At 60.7% G+C, this 15,299-nt stretch carries 14 protein-coding genes; 2 read left to right on the top strand and 12 right to left on the bottom strand.

Annotated elements, in window-relative coordinates:
- Nucleotides 1-62: 62 nt before the first annotated feature.
- A complete protein-coding gene (locus AC1D19_RS24415) occupies nt 63-1,448 on the bottom strand; it encodes an aminotransferase-like domain-containing protein (RefSeq protein ID WP_477764799.1) in 1,386 nt (461 codons plus the stop codon).
- 196 nt (nt 1,449-1,644) lie between these two features.
- On the bottom strand, nt 1,645-2,406 hold the full coding sequence (locus AC1D19_RS24420) for an SDR family oxidoreductase (RefSeq protein WP_477764800.1): 762 nt from the start codon (nt 2,404-2,406) through the stop codon (nt 1,645-1,647).
- Between the two features lie 227 nt (nt 2,407-2,633).
- Here AC1D19_RS24420 and AC1D19_RS24425 point away from each other — a divergent pair, with 227 nt between their 5' ends.
- Entirely contained in the window at nt 2,634-3,638 is a 1,005-nt protein-coding gene (locus AC1D19_RS24425) for an NADP-dependent oxidoreductase (RefSeq protein WP_477764801.1), read from the top strand.
- A 106-nt stretch (nt 3,639-3,744) separates the two neighbouring features.
- On the opposite strand, the gene pyrF is transcribed toward AC1D19_RS24425, so the two are convergent.
- The 6 genes from pyrF to AC1D19_RS24455 all read right to left on the bottom strand — a co-directional run bounded on the left by pyrF (nt 3,745) and on the right by AC1D19_RS24455 (nt 8,971).
- On the bottom strand, nt 3,745-4,443 hold the full coding sequence (gene pyrF / locus AC1D19_RS24430; RefSeq protein ID WP_477754395.1) for an orotidine-5'-phosphate decarboxylase: 699 nt from the start codon (nt 4,441-4,443) through the stop codon (nt 3,745-3,747).
- A gap of 220 nt (nt 4,444-4,663) precedes the next feature.
- Nucleotides 4,664-5,719 (bottom strand): AI-2E family transporter, encoded by a 1,056-nt coding sequence (locus tag AC1D19_RS24435; RefSeq protein WP_477764802.1) that lies wholly within the window; start codon nt 5,717-5,719, stop codon nt 4,664-4,666.
- 69 nt (nt 5,720-5,788) lie between these two features.
- On the bottom strand, nt 5,789-6,595 hold the full coding sequence (locus tag AC1D19_RS24440) for a DUF4892 domain-containing protein (RefSeq protein ID WP_477754393.1): 807 nt from the start codon (nt 6,593-6,595) through the stop codon (nt 5,789-5,791).
- 8 nt (nt 6,596-6,603) lie between these two features.
- Nucleotides 6,604-7,263 (bottom strand): glutathione S-transferase family protein, encoded by a 660-nt coding sequence (locus AC1D19_RS24445; protein WP_477754392.1) that lies wholly within the window; start codon nt 7,261-7,263, stop codon nt 6,604-6,606.
- Between the two features lie 50 nt (nt 7,264-7,313).
- Complete coding sequence (locus AC1D19_RS24450) at nt 7,314-8,168, bottom strand: alpha/beta hydrolase (RefSeq protein ID WP_477764803.1); 855 nt, start codon at nt 8,166-8,168, stop codon at nt 7,314-7,316.
- Complete coding sequence (locus AC1D19_RS24455; RefSeq protein WP_477764804.1) at nt 8,165-8,971, bottom strand: alpha/beta fold hydrolase; 807 nt, start codon at nt 8,969-8,971, stop codon at nt 8,165-8,167. Before AC1D19_RS24455 ends, AC1D19_RS24450 begins: the two co-directional genes overlap by 4 nt.
- A gap of 190 nt (nt 8,972-9,161) precedes the next feature.
- Here AC1D19_RS24455 and AC1D19_RS24460 point away from each other — a divergent pair, with 190 nt between their 5' ends.
- A complete protein-coding gene (locus AC1D19_RS24460; RefSeq protein ID WP_477764805.1) occupies nt 9,162-12,167 on the top strand; it encodes an RHS repeat-associated core domain-containing protein in 3,006 nt (1,001 codons plus the stop codon).
- Here AC1D19_RS24460 and AC1D19_RS24465 read toward each other — a convergent pair.
- The 4 genes from AC1D19_RS24465 to AC1D19_RS24480 all read right to left on the bottom strand — a co-directional run bounded on the left by AC1D19_RS24465 (nt 12,164) and on the right by AC1D19_RS24480 (nt 15,272).
- On the bottom strand, nt 12,164-12,607 hold the full coding sequence (locus AC1D19_RS24465; protein WP_477754829.1) for a hotdog fold thioesterase: 444 nt from the start codon (nt 12,605-12,607) through the stop codon (nt 12,164-12,166). The genes AC1D19_RS24460 and AC1D19_RS24465 overlap by 4 nt on opposite strands.
- 32 nt (nt 12,608-12,639) lie before the next feature.
- On the bottom strand, nt 12,640-14,307 hold the full coding sequence (locus tag AC1D19_RS24470) for an AMP-binding protein (RefSeq protein ID WP_477764806.1): 1,668 nt from the start codon (nt 14,305-14,307) through the stop codon (nt 12,640-12,642).
- Between the two features lie 165 nt (nt 14,308-14,472).
- Nucleotides 14,473-14,928, bottom strand: coding sequence for a phosphohistidine phosphatase SixA (gene sixA, locus AC1D19_RS24475; protein ID WP_477754827.1), 456 nt, complete (start codon nt 14,926-14,928; stop codon nt 14,473-14,475).
- Nucleotides 14,925-15,272: a DUF4389 domain-containing protein gene (locus AC1D19_RS24480; RefSeq protein ID WP_477764807.1), complete on the bottom strand. Its 348-nt coding sequence runs from the start codon at nt 15,270-15,272 to the stop codon at nt 14,925-14,927. Before AC1D19_RS24480 ends, sixA begins: the two co-directional genes overlap by 4 nt.
- Nucleotides 15,273-15,299 lie beyond the last annotated feature (27 nt).

A 15,299-nucleotide genomic window follows, 5' to 3' on the forward strand; every position in this document is an offset into this window, starting at 1 on the left:
GCCAGTAGCAACACAAGGCTCTGGCGCCGGAATAATGGCAAAAAGCTACATCAACGTCGCTTTCAGAACGCTGGAGGTCGATCCCGGGCAGTGGCCTGAAAGAACGCACGGGCACGCGGGTCGCAGGCATAGGCCACGTTGATACGCTGCCAGTCACTGGCCTCACCCGAGGGGTTGAAGGCGGTCTTCGATGACAGCAGTACACCCAGGCGCCGTGCCTGGGTCCGCACCTGATCGTAATCGGACATTCCTGATCGCGCCCAGATGAACAGGCCTCCCGCCGGTTTGCCGAAAATCTCCCATTCGGTATCTTCGAGCAATTGCAACACCGCCAGCCGGTCGCTGTTCAAGCGTTGGCGCTGACGCTGCACCAGTTTGCCGTAGGCACCGTTAGCCAACAGGCACGCCAGCACCGACTCGCAAAATCGTGAGGCGCCCATGCCACTGATCATCTTGACTTCGGCCAGACGCGTAATGACTTCAGAGCCGGCCACCACGAAACCGACCCGCAAGGAACTGCTGAGGGTCTTGGAATAGCTGCCGACGTAGATCACGTTGTCGTCCAGCGCAGCCAGTCGCGTAGCGCAACCGCTGCGCAAATCCGCATAAACGTCGTCTTCGATCACCTGCACGCCAAAGGTCCTGGCCAGCTGCAGCACGCGGCGCGCTACCGCCGGTGCAAGGCTGCTGCCCGTCGGGTTGTGATAGAAGCTATTGATGACCAGCCCCTGAGGCCGGTGTTTGACCAGCACCGATTCGAGCATGTCCACGTCCGGCCCCCGCGGTGTTCGCGGCACCTCGACCATGTGGATGCCGTGCAGCCTGAGCAGATCGAACAGCACCGGATAACCGGGACTCTCCACGACCACACAGTCACCGGCCTTGAACAGTGTCCGCACAATCAGGTCGAGCCCCTGACTGGCCCCCGCCGTGGTCATGATCCGGTTGTCCTGCACCGGGATATCCAGCTGCCTGAGGCGCTTGAATATCTGTTGTCGCAAGGCTGGCAATCCCAGCGGCGTGCTGTAGTTGAACAGGCTGGCCGTATCGGTACGACTGACTTGCCGAATCGCATAAATCAGATCGTCCGTCTCGCGCCAGCTTTCAGGCAGCCCGCCACAGCCCAGCCTCAACTCACTCGAATAAGGCCCGTTCTCGGGCTCAGCCCCCTCGAACCACACAGGCTCGTGCCTTGCACCCGTAGTCAATGCCGGGTCGGCAACCCTATAGCCGGCCCCATGGCCTGACACCAGCATCCCCTGCGTCACCAGCCGTTCGCAGGCCTGGGCAACGCTTGACTGACTGAGCAAATTGATCCACGCAATCTGTCGCACCGAAGGCAGGCGCGTACCGGGCGATACCCCGCTGGAACGAAGCCAACAGGTCAGCGCGTCAACAATTTGCTGTACGACGGGCACCAGCGCCTGTCGGTCGATTCTCAATTCCATGAGCAAGCAAACTCCTGTTGATTTTGCGAGCAACAGTTAATCACAGGAGTGTTCGAATACATGTGCGACAACGCCGCCAAAACCCATTGCTCTAATCATTTGAAACACATTGCCCGGTGCCTTTGTGAAACCAAAAAACCTGTGGGAGCTTGCTCGCTCCCACAGGTTCCGGGTGTACTCGGTATCGGCGCGTCGCTTAAAACGCGGTAACGCCACCGTCCACGGCCAGTGAGTGACCCGTAGTGAACGCCGCGCCATCGCTGCACAGGTACAGCACCGCGCTGGCGATCTCTTCGACTTTGCCGATGCGACCGACCGGATGCATGGCGTTGGCGAACTCGCCTTTTTTCGGGTCGGTTTCATAAGCGCGACGGAACATATCCGTGTCGATCACCGCCGGGCACACCGCGTTGACCCGGATCTTTTTCTTGGCGTACTCGATGGCCGCCGACTTGGTCAGGCCGATCACCGCATGCTTGGAGGCGGCGTAGATGCTCATTTTCGGCGCGGCCCCAAGGCCGGCCACCGATGCCGTATTGACGATCGCACCGCCCCCTTGCGCCAGCAGCCGCGGCAATTGGTATTTCATGCACAACCAGACGCCTTTGACGTTGACACCCATGATCGCGTCGAACTCGTCGAGCGTACCTTCGGCCAGCTTGCCTTTCTCTATTTCGATGCCGGCATTGTTGAAGGCATAGTCGAGACGACCGTAAGTATTGATCACCTCATCCATCAAATTTTTTACATCGCTTTCCAGGGTAACGTTGCAGCGTACGAAGGTCGCTTCGCCACCGGCTGTACGAATCAGCGCCACCGTGCCCTCACCGCCCGCCGTATCCATATCGGCCACCACTACCTTCAGGCCCTCGGCGGCAAATGCCTGGGCGGTCGCGCGGCCGATACCGGCCGCCCCGCCTGTCACCACAACCACCTGGCCGGAAAACGTCATGCTCATTGTTATGTCCTCGAAGAGAAGAATGCGGTAGGGCCAGTCTAGTCATGAAGGTCTTGAACACGGCAGCACTATCAAGGCTCCGGTTGGGCGCCCATGATTTGCAGTGATGGAACTGCCGTACCAACTATCACTGCACTGGATCAACCTGCATTCGCCGCATCAGCCGAACTTGCGGCATCGTCGCTGACCGGCTATCAACAAGGCTTCATTCATCTTGAGTGCCTGCCATGACCTCCCAGACCAATCGCCAATTCCTGCTCGCCAAACGCCCGGTTGGCGCGGCGACCCGTGAGACATTCACTTATCAGCAAGTGCCGGTCGGCGAACCGGAGGCGGGTCAGATCCTGGTTCAAAACGAATACCTGTCCCTGGACCCGGCCATGCGTGGCTGGATGAATGAGGGCAAGTCCTACATCCCGCCGGTCGGGCTCGGCGAAGTCATGCGCGCCTTGGGTGTGGGCAAAGTCATTGCCTCGAACAACCCGGGGTTCGCGGTCGGGGATTACGTCAACGGCGCCCTGGGCGTGCAGGATTTCTTCCTCGGCGAGCCGCGAGGCTTCTACAAGGTCGATCCGAAACTGGCACCTCTGCCACGTTACTTGTCGGCACTGGGGATGACCGGGATGACGGCGTACTTCGCCCTGCTCGACGTCGGCGCTCCGAAGGCCGGTGACACCGTGGTGCTGTCGGGTGCGGCTGGCGCCGTGGGCAGCATCGCCGGGCAGATTGCCAAGATCAAAGGCTGCCGTGTGGTGGGCATCGCCGGCGGCGCGGACAAGTGCAAGTTCCTGATCGATGAACTGGGTTTCGATGGTGCTATCGACTACAAGAGCGAAGACGTCCTTGCCGGCCTCAAGCGCGAGTGCCCGAAAGGCGTCGACGTGTATTTCGATAACGTCGGTGGCGACATTCTCGACGCGGTGTTGAGCCGCCTGAACATGAAGGCGCGGGTGGTGATTTGCGGTGCCATCAGCCAGTACAACAACAAGGAGGCGGTCAAGGGCCCGGCTAATTACCTGTCGCTGCTGGTCAACCGCGCGCGCATGGAAGGTTTTGTGGTGATGGACTACGCCGCCCAATACGCCAGCGCTGCACAGGAAATGGCCGGCTGGATGGCCAAGGGGCAGCTCAAGAGCAAGGAAGACATCGTCGAAGGACTGGAGACTTTCCCGGAGACGCTGATGAAACTGTTCAGCGGGGAGAATTTCGGGAAGTTGGTGCTGAAGGTTTGACGCAGCCCTTGTAGGAGCTGGCTTGCCAGCGATGCAGGCACCGCGGTTACTCAGGTAAACCGTGGTGTTGCAATCGCCGGCAAGCCGGCTCCTACAGGTTTGGTGGTTAAGCCAGTTCAGCCACGACCGAAGCCAGTGCCTTGGCCGGATCCGCTGCCTGGCTGATTGGACGACCGATCACCAGATAGTCGGAACCGGCATCCAGCGCCTGGCGTGGCGTCAGAATACGGCGCTGATCGTCCTGGGCGCTGCCCGCCGGGCGAATCCCCGGGGTCACCAGTTGCAGCGACGGATGCGCCGTTTTCAGGGCCTGGGCTTCCAGGGCCGAGCAAACCAGGCCGTCCATCCCGGCTTTTTCCGCCAGGGCGGCCAGGCGCAGGACCTGCTCTTGCGGCTCAATGTCCAGACCGATACCCGCCAGGTCTTCACGCTCCATGCTGGTCAACACGGTCACGCCGATCAGCAGCGGTTTCGGACCGCTGCGCTGATCCAGCACTTCACGGCACGCGGCCATCATGCGCAGACCGCCGGAGCAATGCACGTTGACCATCCACACGCCCATTTCCGCAGCTGCCTTGACGGCCATCGCGGTGGTGTTCGGGATGTCGTGGAACTTGAGGTCCAGGAACACTTCGAAACCCTTGTCACGCAGGGTACCGACGATTTCCGAAGCGCAGCTGGTGAACAGCTCCTTGCCGACTTTGACCCGGCACAGCTTCGGGTCCAACTGATCGGCCAGCTTCAGTGCGGCGTCACGGGTAGGGAAATCCAGGGCGACGATGATAGGAGTCTGGCAGGCGGACATGAGTGGGCTCTCAGGCAAGTCGAAATCGGCGCGCATTGTAGCGGAACCAGCGCCGCTGCGGGACCCGATGATCGGTAAATCGTCGCGACGGCTCCGGCAAGACTAGCCCATTGTGGGAGCGAGCCTGCTCCGGGCGGCGTTCCGACGATGAGGCCCTGTGCAGCAACAAAAAGCCCACTGACCCTCAGGTGGGGGTCAGTGGGCTACAGCCCCTGGAGCTTCAGGGCCGGCGATCTTCAACCCGTGCCTGGGTCTTGCTCCAGTCGATCAACAGGCTGTAGGCCACCGCCAGCAATGTCGGGCCAATGAACAGGCCGATAAAGCCAAAGGCAATCAACCCGCCAAACACCCCAAGCAGCACAATGACCAGCGGCAGATTACCGCCACGGCTGATCAGGTACGGTTTGAGCACGTTGTCGACACCGCTGATGACGAATGTGCCCCAGATCCCGAGGAATATGGCCATCCCGTACTCGCCTTTCCAGGCCAGCCACGCGGTCGCTGGAATCCATACCAACGGCGGGCCCATCGGAATCAGGCTGAGCATGAACGTCACGATACCGAGCACCAATGCACCCGGTACACCGGCAATCAGGAACCCGATCAGCGCCAGGGTCGCCTGGGCCGCCGCGGTGCCGATCACACCGTTCACCACCCGCTGTACCGTGCCCGCCACCAGTTCAATGTAGTAGCCGGCCCGTTGACCGATCAGCCGCTCCAGCAACGTGTGGACAAACGCCGCCAGGCGCGGCCCGTCACGATAGAAAAAGAATACGAAGACGATGCTCAGGGTCAATTCGAGAATACCGCCGCCGATCTGCGCGCTGCGCGCCAGCAACCAGTTACCCACCTGCCCCAGATAAGGCTTGAGCGACATCATCATCGCCGCGCCTTGCTCATCGATGCTGTTCCAGATCCCGACCAGCCGCTCGCCCACCAGGGGAATCGAACCCAGCCACACCGGCGCTTCGGGTAGCCCCTCGACCTGCGCATCCTTGATGAATGCCGTGGCATCTCGCACATGATCGGCAAGGTTGAAACCCAGCCACACCAGCGGTGCCGCTACCAGCACCATCCACCCCAGCGTCAACAATGCCGCCGCCAGCGACTCGCGGCCATTGAGCCAACGGGTCAGCAAGCGCATCAGCGGCCAACTGGCAAATGCCAGGACCGCCCCCCAGAACATCGCCGACCAGAACGGCGCCATCACCCAGAAACTCGCGCCGAACAACACCACGAGCAGGATCTGCACCAACAGGCGATCATTATTGATCATCAAAAGTCTCGAAAAAATCAGTCCGCAAAAGAGTAGGCGAACGCGGCGTACACGTTCGCCCGGTACAGCCTAGCGCAATAACTCGATGTGCAGGCCAGAGCCTTCGGCACTGCCAGTTTCCATCCGCGCGGCACGCACGCCCTGGCCAATCAGGGCCTGACGCCAGGCTTCGGCGTTCGCTCCGGAAATACTGACCCGCAAGGTGGTGTCCAGATTCAGTCCGCGAGAAATCAGGCGTAGCCAGGTCTCGTCAGGCGCGTCGCTCAATGTGGGAAAGTCGAGTTCACTGGTGCTCTTGAGTTCACGCAGCAAGGTCGCGGAGGTCGGCAATAACTCGCCCAGCGGCGCCGAAGCGTCGAACTGTTCGACATGCAGGTAGGCTTTGCGATTACCGCGGGTGATGCTGTACAGCGCAACGAGCGTGTTGTCCCGTGGAGCGGCAAGCCGTAGCAGCAAATAGGCTTGTTGATCGTCGGCACCGTACAGCTTGGCGTTGCCGAAGACTTGATTGGCCCAGAGGCTGCTTTCACCGCAATCGCGCGCCTGGCACCAAAAGAGCAACCCGGCGCCCTGTTGTTGCAAGGCCTCGCGGGCAGCGGTGAACGCCTCGATGGATGGATGCTCCGATGGCAACTCGTAGGTCACCGAAGTGACGTTGCCACGGGCACTGACCTGACCGTCGAAACGTAACTGGCCACTGATCTTGCGGATCGAACCCAAGGGATAGATCCGCTCCAGTTCGGCTGCGGGGCGATAGTCGACAATCTGGGCGTCGGTCATGCGCGGCACTATTGGCAGGTCCTGACTGCCCGGAATATCAGCGGCGAATAACAAGGGACTGACACTGCACAGCACCAGCAAACTGAATGAACGCATGGATAGACTCATCGGATCAGCATGGCCTGGGCACCCTTGATGACACTGGCTTCATCGGCGCGTTCCGGTACCTGCAAACCACGCTGCACCGCCGGCCGGTCCTCCAGGGTTGCCATCCAGCGTTGCAGCGCCGTCAAGCCCTCCACCGAGACGCCCGACCACTCGTAGCCGCGCACCCATGGAAAGGTGGCGATGTCGGCAATGCTGTACTGATCGGCGAGGAACTCCACGCTTTGCAGCCGCGTGTCGAGCACTTCGTAGAGGCGACGGGTTTCATGCTGATAGCGGTCGATGGCGCCCTGGAGTTTTTCCGGAAAGTAGCGGAAGAACACGTTGGCCTGGCCCTGCATCGGGCCGATGCCGCCCATCTGGAACATCAGCCACTGCAATACCAGCGAACGTCCCTTCGGGTCGCTCGGCAGCAGTTTTCCGGTCTGTTCAGCGAGGTAAATCAGGATGGCGCCGGATTCGAACACGGCGAAATCGCCGTTGGCGCGATCGACAATCGCCGGAATCCGGCCATTGGGGTTGATCTTGAGGAAGTCCGCAGACTTCTGTTCCTTGTTGTCGAAACTCAGGGCATGCACCGTGTAGGGCAGGCCGAGTTCCTCGAGCACGATAGAGACCTTGTGGCCATTCGGGGTCGCAGCGGTGTAGAGATCTATCATGGTTGTCTCCCTTTTCAACCCGCCAAGCCTCGACAGTTGCCCGACGCAAGTCAAGGAATGGTGAAAAACCGATTGAAACAGTCTGCGACAAGATCGGCACCGGACTCGTCATTGAGGTGCAAATGGTGGCCGCCTGGCAGCTGTTCCCGGCTAAAGGGTAGACGCTCCAGCAATTCCGGGTGTTTGGCGAGCATGCCGTCGGCAGCAACCACCAGCTTTGCGGGACACCCTATACGCTGGACGAAGGCCATGGCCTGTTCGGTGGTAAGACGTAGCGGCGATGGCAACGTGAGGCGATTGTCGGTGCGCCAGGTGTAACCGCCCGGTACCGGCATCAAGCCCCGCTGGGCCAGCAACTCGGCGGCTTCGCGGCTGACCGCGACCAAACCCTTCATGCGCGCTTCGATGGCTCGGTCGAGGGTGTCGTAGACCGGTTTGCGCTTTTCCCGCAGATCCAGTTGCGCCTGCAGGGCCAAGCCCATGCGCTCGGCAGCGTTTTCACCTTTGTCTGTAGGAGGAATGATGCCGTCGATCAACGCCAGGTGGGTGACCCGCTCGGGCATCGACCCGGCGATGATCAGCGAAGCAATGGCGCCCATCGAATGCCCCATCAGCGCAAATTTGCGCAGTCCAAGCTGTTCGGCGACCTGCAGCACATCGTGGGCGTAGTCCCACATGGCGTAACCGGCGCCCGGCGGGCGATGCCCGGAATGACCGTGACCGGCCATGTCCAGGGCGATGATGCGCAGGCCTTTGAGTTTGGGCGCCAGACGGGCAAAGCTGTTGGCGTTGTCCAGCCAGCCATGCAAGGCAATGACCGGCAAACCGTCTTCAGGACCAAACAGGTGCGCCGCCAGTTCGATGTGCGGCAGGCTCAGGCGGACTTCTTCGACGGCGTGGCTCATGCGCAATCCTGTTGTCGACGGCCGTCCCAGCGGTAGAACAGGCCTTTGAGCATTTCAGCGGTATCAAGGGGACGTTCAAGCGGAAACATGTGGCCACCGGGCATGGTCAACGACTCGCCCAACGGCAGGCGGTCGACCGAACTGGCGTGATGGCGCATCACCACGCGGCTGTTGTGCCCGCGAACCACCGCCAGCGGCACTTGCAACTGCCGGGTGCTGCCCGGGCTGGTGTGCGGCACGCCGCGATAGATGCTGATTTCCGTGGCCGGGTCGAACCGCAGGCGCAGCTTGTCATCGACCTGGTGCAAGCCATGTTGCAGGTAGGCATCGAAGCATTCCGGGTCGAAGCCGCGAAACAGGGTTTTACCGGCGAAATACCTGCGCGCGCTTTCCAGGTCGGCGAACTCTTCACGACGACCGAGGGTCCGCCCGGCCGGGGTCAAGCGGTCGATGAAACCGAAGCGTTTGGCCGCGCGTATGACCCATCGATCGGTTCGGGTCAGCACTGGCGAGTCGAGCATCACCACCCCGCGATACAACTCAGGACAGCGCAAGGCCGCATGCAGGTGCAACACGCCACCGAAGGAGTGACCGACGCCCCACACGGGCTCGGCCTGTTGTTGCAGGTGATGGATCAGCTCATCCACCAGGTTGTACCAGTTGTCGTCCGCCGGAAAACGCGGGTCGTGGGCGTGCTGCTCCAGATGCGTCACCTGAAACTCGGGTGCCAGCGCCGCAAACAACTTGCCGTAGGTCCCCGAAGGAAAACCATTGGCGTGGGCGAAAAAGATCTGTTGCGACATACCTGCAAATCCATGAGCGAGAACAGGCATTGATTGTCCGCAAGAGCGCGTCCTGCGGCAATGACCGTAACTGCCAGGAATGATGACAGACCTGCCGTGGCTATGACGTCACTGCGGGCGGCACCTGTTATTTCTGACAGTTGACTGCCAACCAGCATCCAGTGGATAAGAAGGGCTGTCCCGCCGAATCATGGGCAAACTCACGATGCCCCATGCCAATACTCCGACCATCCAGGTATTTGACCCGCGCGGGCTGAGCGTGCGCGGTGTGGCGTATCACCGGCGCGAGCGCGCGTCGGCACCGGAGCCTTGCATTACCCAGCAGGAATATGACGGCGCCGGTCGCGCTGTGCTGATTCGTGATCCACGTCTGTTCCGTTTGCATCAAGACGGTCAGACGGCAGCCAATCAGCAAAACGTCTTCAGTTTGTCGGGCGCTGTGGTGTTTTCGCAAAACAGCGACGCCGGCTGGCGCCTGGGATTGCTCGGCGCGCACGGGCAAAGTGTTGAAGGCTGGGATCAGAAGCTAAGCCAGAGCCGCGTGGACTATGACCCTCAGTGCCGCCCGATCGCTACGTTCGAGCGCGCATGGCAAGGCTCGGAACGCTGTATCGCACGATTCACCTATGCCGATACCGACGCCGATGCCGGTCAAAACCTGCGCGGTCGGTTGACTCGGCACGACGACACCGCCGGCACCCTACGCTTCACCGAGTTCAGTCTGAACGCTACACCGCTGCAGCACGGCCGCACCTTCATCGCCGATCCGCAATGGCTGGTGGACTGGCCCGAGTCAGAGCCTGAACGCGACGCCTTGCTGGAGAACGGGCCAGCCATCACTCGCCTTCACTGCAACGCCGCCAGTGAGACCGTCAGCCAGACCGACGCATTGGGCAACCGCCAGACGTTCATTCATACCTGTGCAGCCGAGCTGCGTGAGGTTCGTCTGAAACTCGCCGGGCAGGCCGAGGAAAAAACCCTGGTCCGAGACATTCACTACAACGCCTTCGGCCAGATCGAACAACAATGTGCGGGAAACGGTGTTGTTTCATGTGCGACTTATAGGCCCGACGATGGCCGACTGGAGCACCTGAAAGCCTATGTAACAGGTCAACCGGCCCTGCAAGATCTGACTTATGAATACGACGCGGCGGGCAATGCCACCTGCATCACCGACGCTGCTCAAGCAACTCAATTTCACCGTAACCAGCGCATCGAGCCAGTTAGTCGCTACCGCTACGACAGCCTCTACCGCCTGATCGAGGCCAGCGGTCGGCAATGGCGCAACGCGCCGGGTGGACCACAACTACCGGAGTTCCAGTCCACCGCCGACCCCGGACAACTGGAAAATTACACGCGTTTCTACCGCTACGATGAAGCCGGCAACCTGACGGTCATGCAGCATCAGGCCGACAGCGCCAGCCGTACCGAACGCACAGCCGTCGCCCGGTTCAGTAATCGCAGTCTGCCCGAAAAGCCTGATGGCGAGCTGCCCGACGAACAGGAAATTACCGTCGGTCATGACCTCAACGGCAACCGTATCGGGCTTCAACCGGGGCAAACCCTGCAATGGGATCTGCGCAACCAACTGCGGCAGGTCGACCAGGTAGTGCGTGAAGATGAACCGGACGATTGCGAGTTTTATGTGTACGACGGCAGTGGCCTGCGTCAGCGAAAAATCCGTCAGGCCTACACCGGCACATTGATCCGCACCCACGAAACCCGCTATTTGCCAGGTGTGGAAGTCCGCACTTCTGCCGACGAGACCTTGCATGTCGTGACGATCAAGGCCGGACGCAGCACGGTGCAAATCCTGCACTGGCAGACTGAGCCGCCAGCCGGCATTCCCCAGAACCAGCATCGCTACAGTTTTTCCGATCATTTGGGCTCCAGCGCCCTGGAGCTGGACGAAGCGGCCTTGCTCATCTCCCGGGAAAGTTACTACCCCTACGGCGCAACTTGCTGGTGGGCCGGTCGCAACAAGCTCGAAGCCGGCTACAAGACGCTGCGCTATTGCGGCCAGGAACGGGATGCCACCGGGTTGTACTACTACGGGTTGCGCTACTACGTACCCTGGTGCCAACGCTGGCTGAACGCGGACCCTGGAGGCACCGCGGACGGGTTGAATCTGTATGCGATGGTGCATGGCAATCCGATCGGACACGTGGATTTTCAGGGGCTGATCACCGTGGAAAAAGTGTTCAGCGCAGCCCTCGCGACGATTGGCCGTGACGGTGTGAGTGCCCTGGCTGGTGGCGCTGTGCGGTACTTTGCGGGGCAAGGACTGACACACTTGGCAAGCACACCCACGGATGATCCGGATATCCAGATGATTGACCCCGGCGTCAATCTGGCGCTGAGCGTAACAGGTGCGGCGGTCGGGGCATTGGCGGGCGGATCCATGGGGATGGGCGCGGGAAGCAATATCGTTTCCCGATACAGCGAAAACCGCGCTGCGCAGTGGATCGGCGCGGCCATGGGTGGACTGGTGGGCGCGGCAGCAGGTGCCGCTGCCCCGCTCTATGCCTATCTGAGCAACCCTGAAGGGTTAAATGAAGTGGCCATCAGCCTCATCACCAGCGTGGCCGGCAATCTGACAAGGGAAACAGGGCAACGCATCAGCGCAGAACTGGGCCCCAGGCTTACGCTCGCGCCCTCAGGTGTCGCGACTGCCCTGCGCACAGGCGCCTATGGAGGATTGCTGTTCGCCGGCGGAATGATTCGCGCGCAGCTTGCGCCTCTGGCCGGCGTCGCCATCAATGCCGCCGTCGAAGGTCTTGATGGTGCATCCATCGTCATGATCAACGCCTGGCGTGGAGGAACCTTCACCCAGGGCACTAATGAGTTGAGCAGACCGAATGCCATGGAAGTGCTGTATGGCTGGGCTACGCGCACGGCCGGGTCAGGCTTGACCGCCTCGCTGACACTCCTGTCCACCCCGCTGACCGACGCCATTGCAAACCCCAATCTGCGGACGGGAGCCATTGGTGCAATGGCTACTCCCACAGAAGCCCGAACCTATTTGGGACAACATGTGCAGCGCGGCACCGCCGAGTTGTTCAGATATGACGATGCGGACTTCACCCTGGACCACTTCACCCAACCAAACAGGGAGTGGACGGGGCACCCGGACATGCCCACTGGCAACAGCATTGAAATGACAACGTTCCGTCGCCATGCTTCGAGTACCCCTTAACGCGCCGGCGGATTCTCACCCAACGGCACCACTGCCATGGTCAGCCGCGACACGCAACTGGCCTTGCCCTCATCGCTGGTCAGCCGAATGTCCCAGACATGGGTCGTGCGGCCGATGTGGATTGGCCTGGCCACCGCCGTCACCCGCCCGCTGCGCAGGCCGCGCAAATGGTTGGCGTTGATTTCCAGGCCCACGCAATAGAACTTGCTGGCATCGATGCACAGGTAACTGGCCATGGAGCCGACCGACTCGGCCAACACCACCGAGGCACCGCCGTGCAGCAAGCCGTAAGGCTGGTGAGTGCGATGGTCAATGACCATGCTGGCAGTCAGGGACTCAGCGTCAAAGGCCTCGAAACGGATGTCCAGCACTTCACCGATGGTGTTTTTCTGGATAGCGTTCAACTGTTCGATGTTGGGAGTGGTGCGCCACAGGCTCATCGCAGAGTTTCCTTGTTGGTTTTGTTCGTGGATCAATCCTGCCACAGCACCGCTTCGCTGCGCTCGCTCCATTCTTCAAAGCGCTCACCGTAAGCCGCTTCGATCACATTGCGCTTGATCTTCAGGGTCGGGGTGAGAAAACCGTTTTCCACGGCCCAACTGTCCTTGACCACCACCAGGCGCCGCAGCCGTTCATGTTTGTCGAGGGCAGCATTGACCTCTTCCAGCAGTTTTTCCAGGCTGGAATGCAAGCCGGCGCGCGCGGCCCCGCCGGCATCCTGCTGGCCGACCGCCGACAACACGCACAAGCCCAACGGCGCACCCAAGCCATCGCCCACCACACAGACCTGTTCGATGCGCGAGTGCACGGCCAGACGATTTTCAATCGGCGCCGGAGCCACGTATTTGCCTTTGCTGGTCTTGAAGATTTCCTTCAGGCGCCCGGTCAGGCGCAGATTGCCTTCGGCGTCCTCCTCGCCCTTGTCACCGGTGCGCAGGAAGCCGTCCCCGGTAATGGTGTCGGCGGTTTTTTCCGGTTCCTTGTAATACCCGAGCATGGTCGCGCCACTGCGCACCATGACCTCCCCTGTCTCGGCGATCCGCACTTCGACTTCCGGGCACGGCTTGCCGATCCAGCCTGGTTTGTTCTGGCCCGGCATGCCGATGTGGGAATAGCCGCAACTCTCGGTCATGCCGTAGACCTCCAGCACATCCAGCCCCAATTTGCGATACCACTGCAACAAGGTCTGCGGCACCGGTGCAGCACCGGACAGCGCAATGCGCAACGCATCCAGCCCCAACCCGGCGAGGACTTTATGCCCGACCCGTTTGCCGATGATCGGCAGGCCGAGCAGAAAGTCGAGGCGTTTTGCCGGGATCTTGCTGTACACGCCCATCTGGAATTTGGTCCAGATACGCGGCACGCCAAACAGTGCGGTCGGGCGCGCACGTTGCAGGTCGGTGAGAAAGGTGTCCAGGCTCTCGGCGAAAAATACCGTTTGGCCGGTGTAAATCGATGCCAGTTCGACGAACATCCGTTCGGCAACGTGGCACAGCGGCAAATAGGACAGCAGTCGGTCCGACTCGTTGAGGCCGAACAACGAAGTGCCACGAGTGGTGGCGAACCCCAGGGTGCCAAAACTGTGCATCACGCCTTTGGGCATGCCAGTAGTGCCGGATGTGTAAATGATGGTCGCCAGTTGATCGGCGGCAGGTTTGGGATCGTCCTGGATCGGCGAGCTGCGTTGCAGGTCGGCCCAACTGAAATCGAACGTACCGGGTGGATGTAGCGGCAGGCTGATGGTCGGCAGATCGGGGCTGACGCCACGGGACATGCCCGGCCAGTCGTCGAGCTTGCCGATGAATGCCAGCGTCGCTTGCGAATGTTCGAGTACCTGGGCAACGGTCTCGGCGGTGAGGTTGGGGTACAACGGCACCGAGACATGCCCGGCCATCCAGATCGCCAGGTCGGCAATGATCCAGTGCGCACAGTTCTTCGAGATCAGGGCGATATGGCTGCCCTGCGGCAGTTCCTGTGCCCGCAACCAATGGGCCGCGCAACGGGCCTGGTGACCGACGTCCGCCCAGGTCAAGGTCTCGACCTGGGCGCCTGCGACAGGCTGGACCAGAAAGCGCTGGCGGGGATGACGGGCCTCACGCTCGTAGAACACGTCCAGCGGCAAACGAAAAGCAGCAGACATGACTCGCTCCTGTTTTTTTGGTCTGGAGCAAGCGTAGCCAACCAAGCAAGTGCTTGGTTGATTTTTTAACAGAAAAACAAAATCAAAAGATCGCAGCCTGCGGCAGCTCCTACATGGAAATGGCGTGCATCTTGTAGGAGCTGCCGCAGGCTGCGATCTTTGCTTTTATGGGTGCTTGATGCTGTCAAGCTTCATTGACCCGACCAGCAGCTCATCACCCTTGAGCTCCGCCAGACCGGCAGTGCTGACCTTTTCCGGCGGATGTCCGGCACCATGTTGCAGGTAGCTCAGCAGATTCCCCACCAGCGGATTGTGACTGACCAGCAACACGTTGCTTACTGCGACCATCTGTTCGGCCACCTTGTCCGGCTCCGTGTCCGGTGTCAGCCACTCGACGGTGCGGATTTCCGGTTCGAAACCCAATGCATCTCGTACCAGTTGCGCTGTTTGCTGCGCTCGCAGGTACGGGCTGGCGTAAATGCCGGTCAGCGGCTGACCCACTAGCTCTGCGGCGACTTTCAATACTTCCTTACGACCGTTATCCGTCAGTTCCCGCTCCGAATCGTGGGGACGGGAGCCGTGTGGCACGGCTTCACCATGACGTAATACCCAGAGTTTCATAGCTTGGGTTCCTCATCTCGAGCCGAATGCGGTGCCGGTGCCACGACATGCGGCGCTTCACCTTCCGGCGTACGCGGCGTCGGCCAATCGGCGAACGGCCAAGGCTTCTGGTCGCTGTGAAAGCTGCCGAAACGACCGATCTGCGCCAGAAACTGGCTCAGGCTGTCGCCGAAATTCATCAAACTGGCGTTCGGGGCGCCATAGAACAAACGATAGATCAACTGCACCAACACGACGGCGCCGAGGATGAACTGCGCTACTTGCCACACCAGCACGAAGACCATCATCCACAACACACGCAGCAGGATGGACTCGTATTTGGCTTCTACTTTTGGATCGTTCATGCGCAACTCCCTGCTTTTCTGGCAAGC

This window comes from Pseudomonas sp. P1_C12 (assembly GCF_056406435.1).

Bases quoted from the DNA above. Each gene is read 5' to 3' on its own strand.
- AC1D19_RS24480 (WP_477764807.1), bottom strand. From the start codon at position 15,272: ATGAACGATCCAAAAGTAGAAGCCAAATACGAGTCCATCCTGCTGCGT.
- AC1D19_RS24465 (WP_477754829.1), bottom strand. From the start codon at position 12,607: ATGAGCCTGTGGCGCACCACTCCCAACATCGAACAGTTGAACGCTATC.
- AC1D19_RS24455 (WP_477764804.1), bottom strand. From the start codon at position 8,971: ATGTCGCAACAGATCTTTTTCGCCCACGCCAATGGTTTTCCTTCGGGG.
- AC1D19_RS24445 (WP_477754392.1), bottom strand. From the start codon at position 7,263: ATGATAGATCTCTACACCGCTGCGACCCCGAATGGCCACAAGGTCTCT.
- AC1D19_RS24425 (WP_477764801.1), top strand. From the start codon at position 2,634: ATGACCTCCCAGACCAATCGCCAATTCCTGCTCGCCAAACGCCCGGTT.
- AC1D19_RS24415 (WP_477764799.1), bottom strand. From the start codon at position 1,448: ATGGAATTGAGAATCGACCGACAGGCGCTGGTGCCCGTCGTACAGCAA.
- sixA (WP_477754827.1), bottom strand. From the start codon at position 14,928: ATGAAACTCTGGGTATTACGTCATGGTGAAGCCGTGCCACACGGCTCC.
- AC1D19_RS24450 (WP_477764803.1), bottom strand. From the start codon at position 8,168: ATGAGCCACGCCGTCGAAGAAGTCCGCCTGAGCCTGCCGCACATCGAA.
- AC1D19_RS24435 (WP_477764802.1), bottom strand. From the start codon at position 5,719: ATGATCAATAATGATCGCCTGTTGGTGCAGATCCTGCTCGTGGTGTTG.
- AC1D19_RS24470 (WP_477764806.1), bottom strand. From the start codon at position 14,307: ATGTCTGCTGCTTTTCGTTTGCCGCTGGACGTGTTCTACGAGCGTGAG.
- AC1D19_RS24420 (WP_477764800.1), bottom strand. From the start codon at position 2,406: ATGAGCATGACGTTTTCCGGCCAGGTGGTTGTGGTGACAGGCGGGGCG.
- AC1D19_RS24440 (WP_477754393.1), bottom strand. From the start codon at position 6,595: ATGCGTTCATTCAGTTTGCTGGTGCTGTGCAGTGTCAGTCCCTTGTTA.
- AC1D19_RS24460 (WP_477764805.1), top strand. From the start codon at position 9,162: ATGGGCAAACTCACGATGCCCCATGCCAATACTCCGACCATCCAGGTA.
- pyrF (WP_477754395.1), bottom strand. From the start codon at position 4,443: ATGTCCGCCTGCCAGACTCCTATCATCGTCGCCCTGGATTTCCCTACC.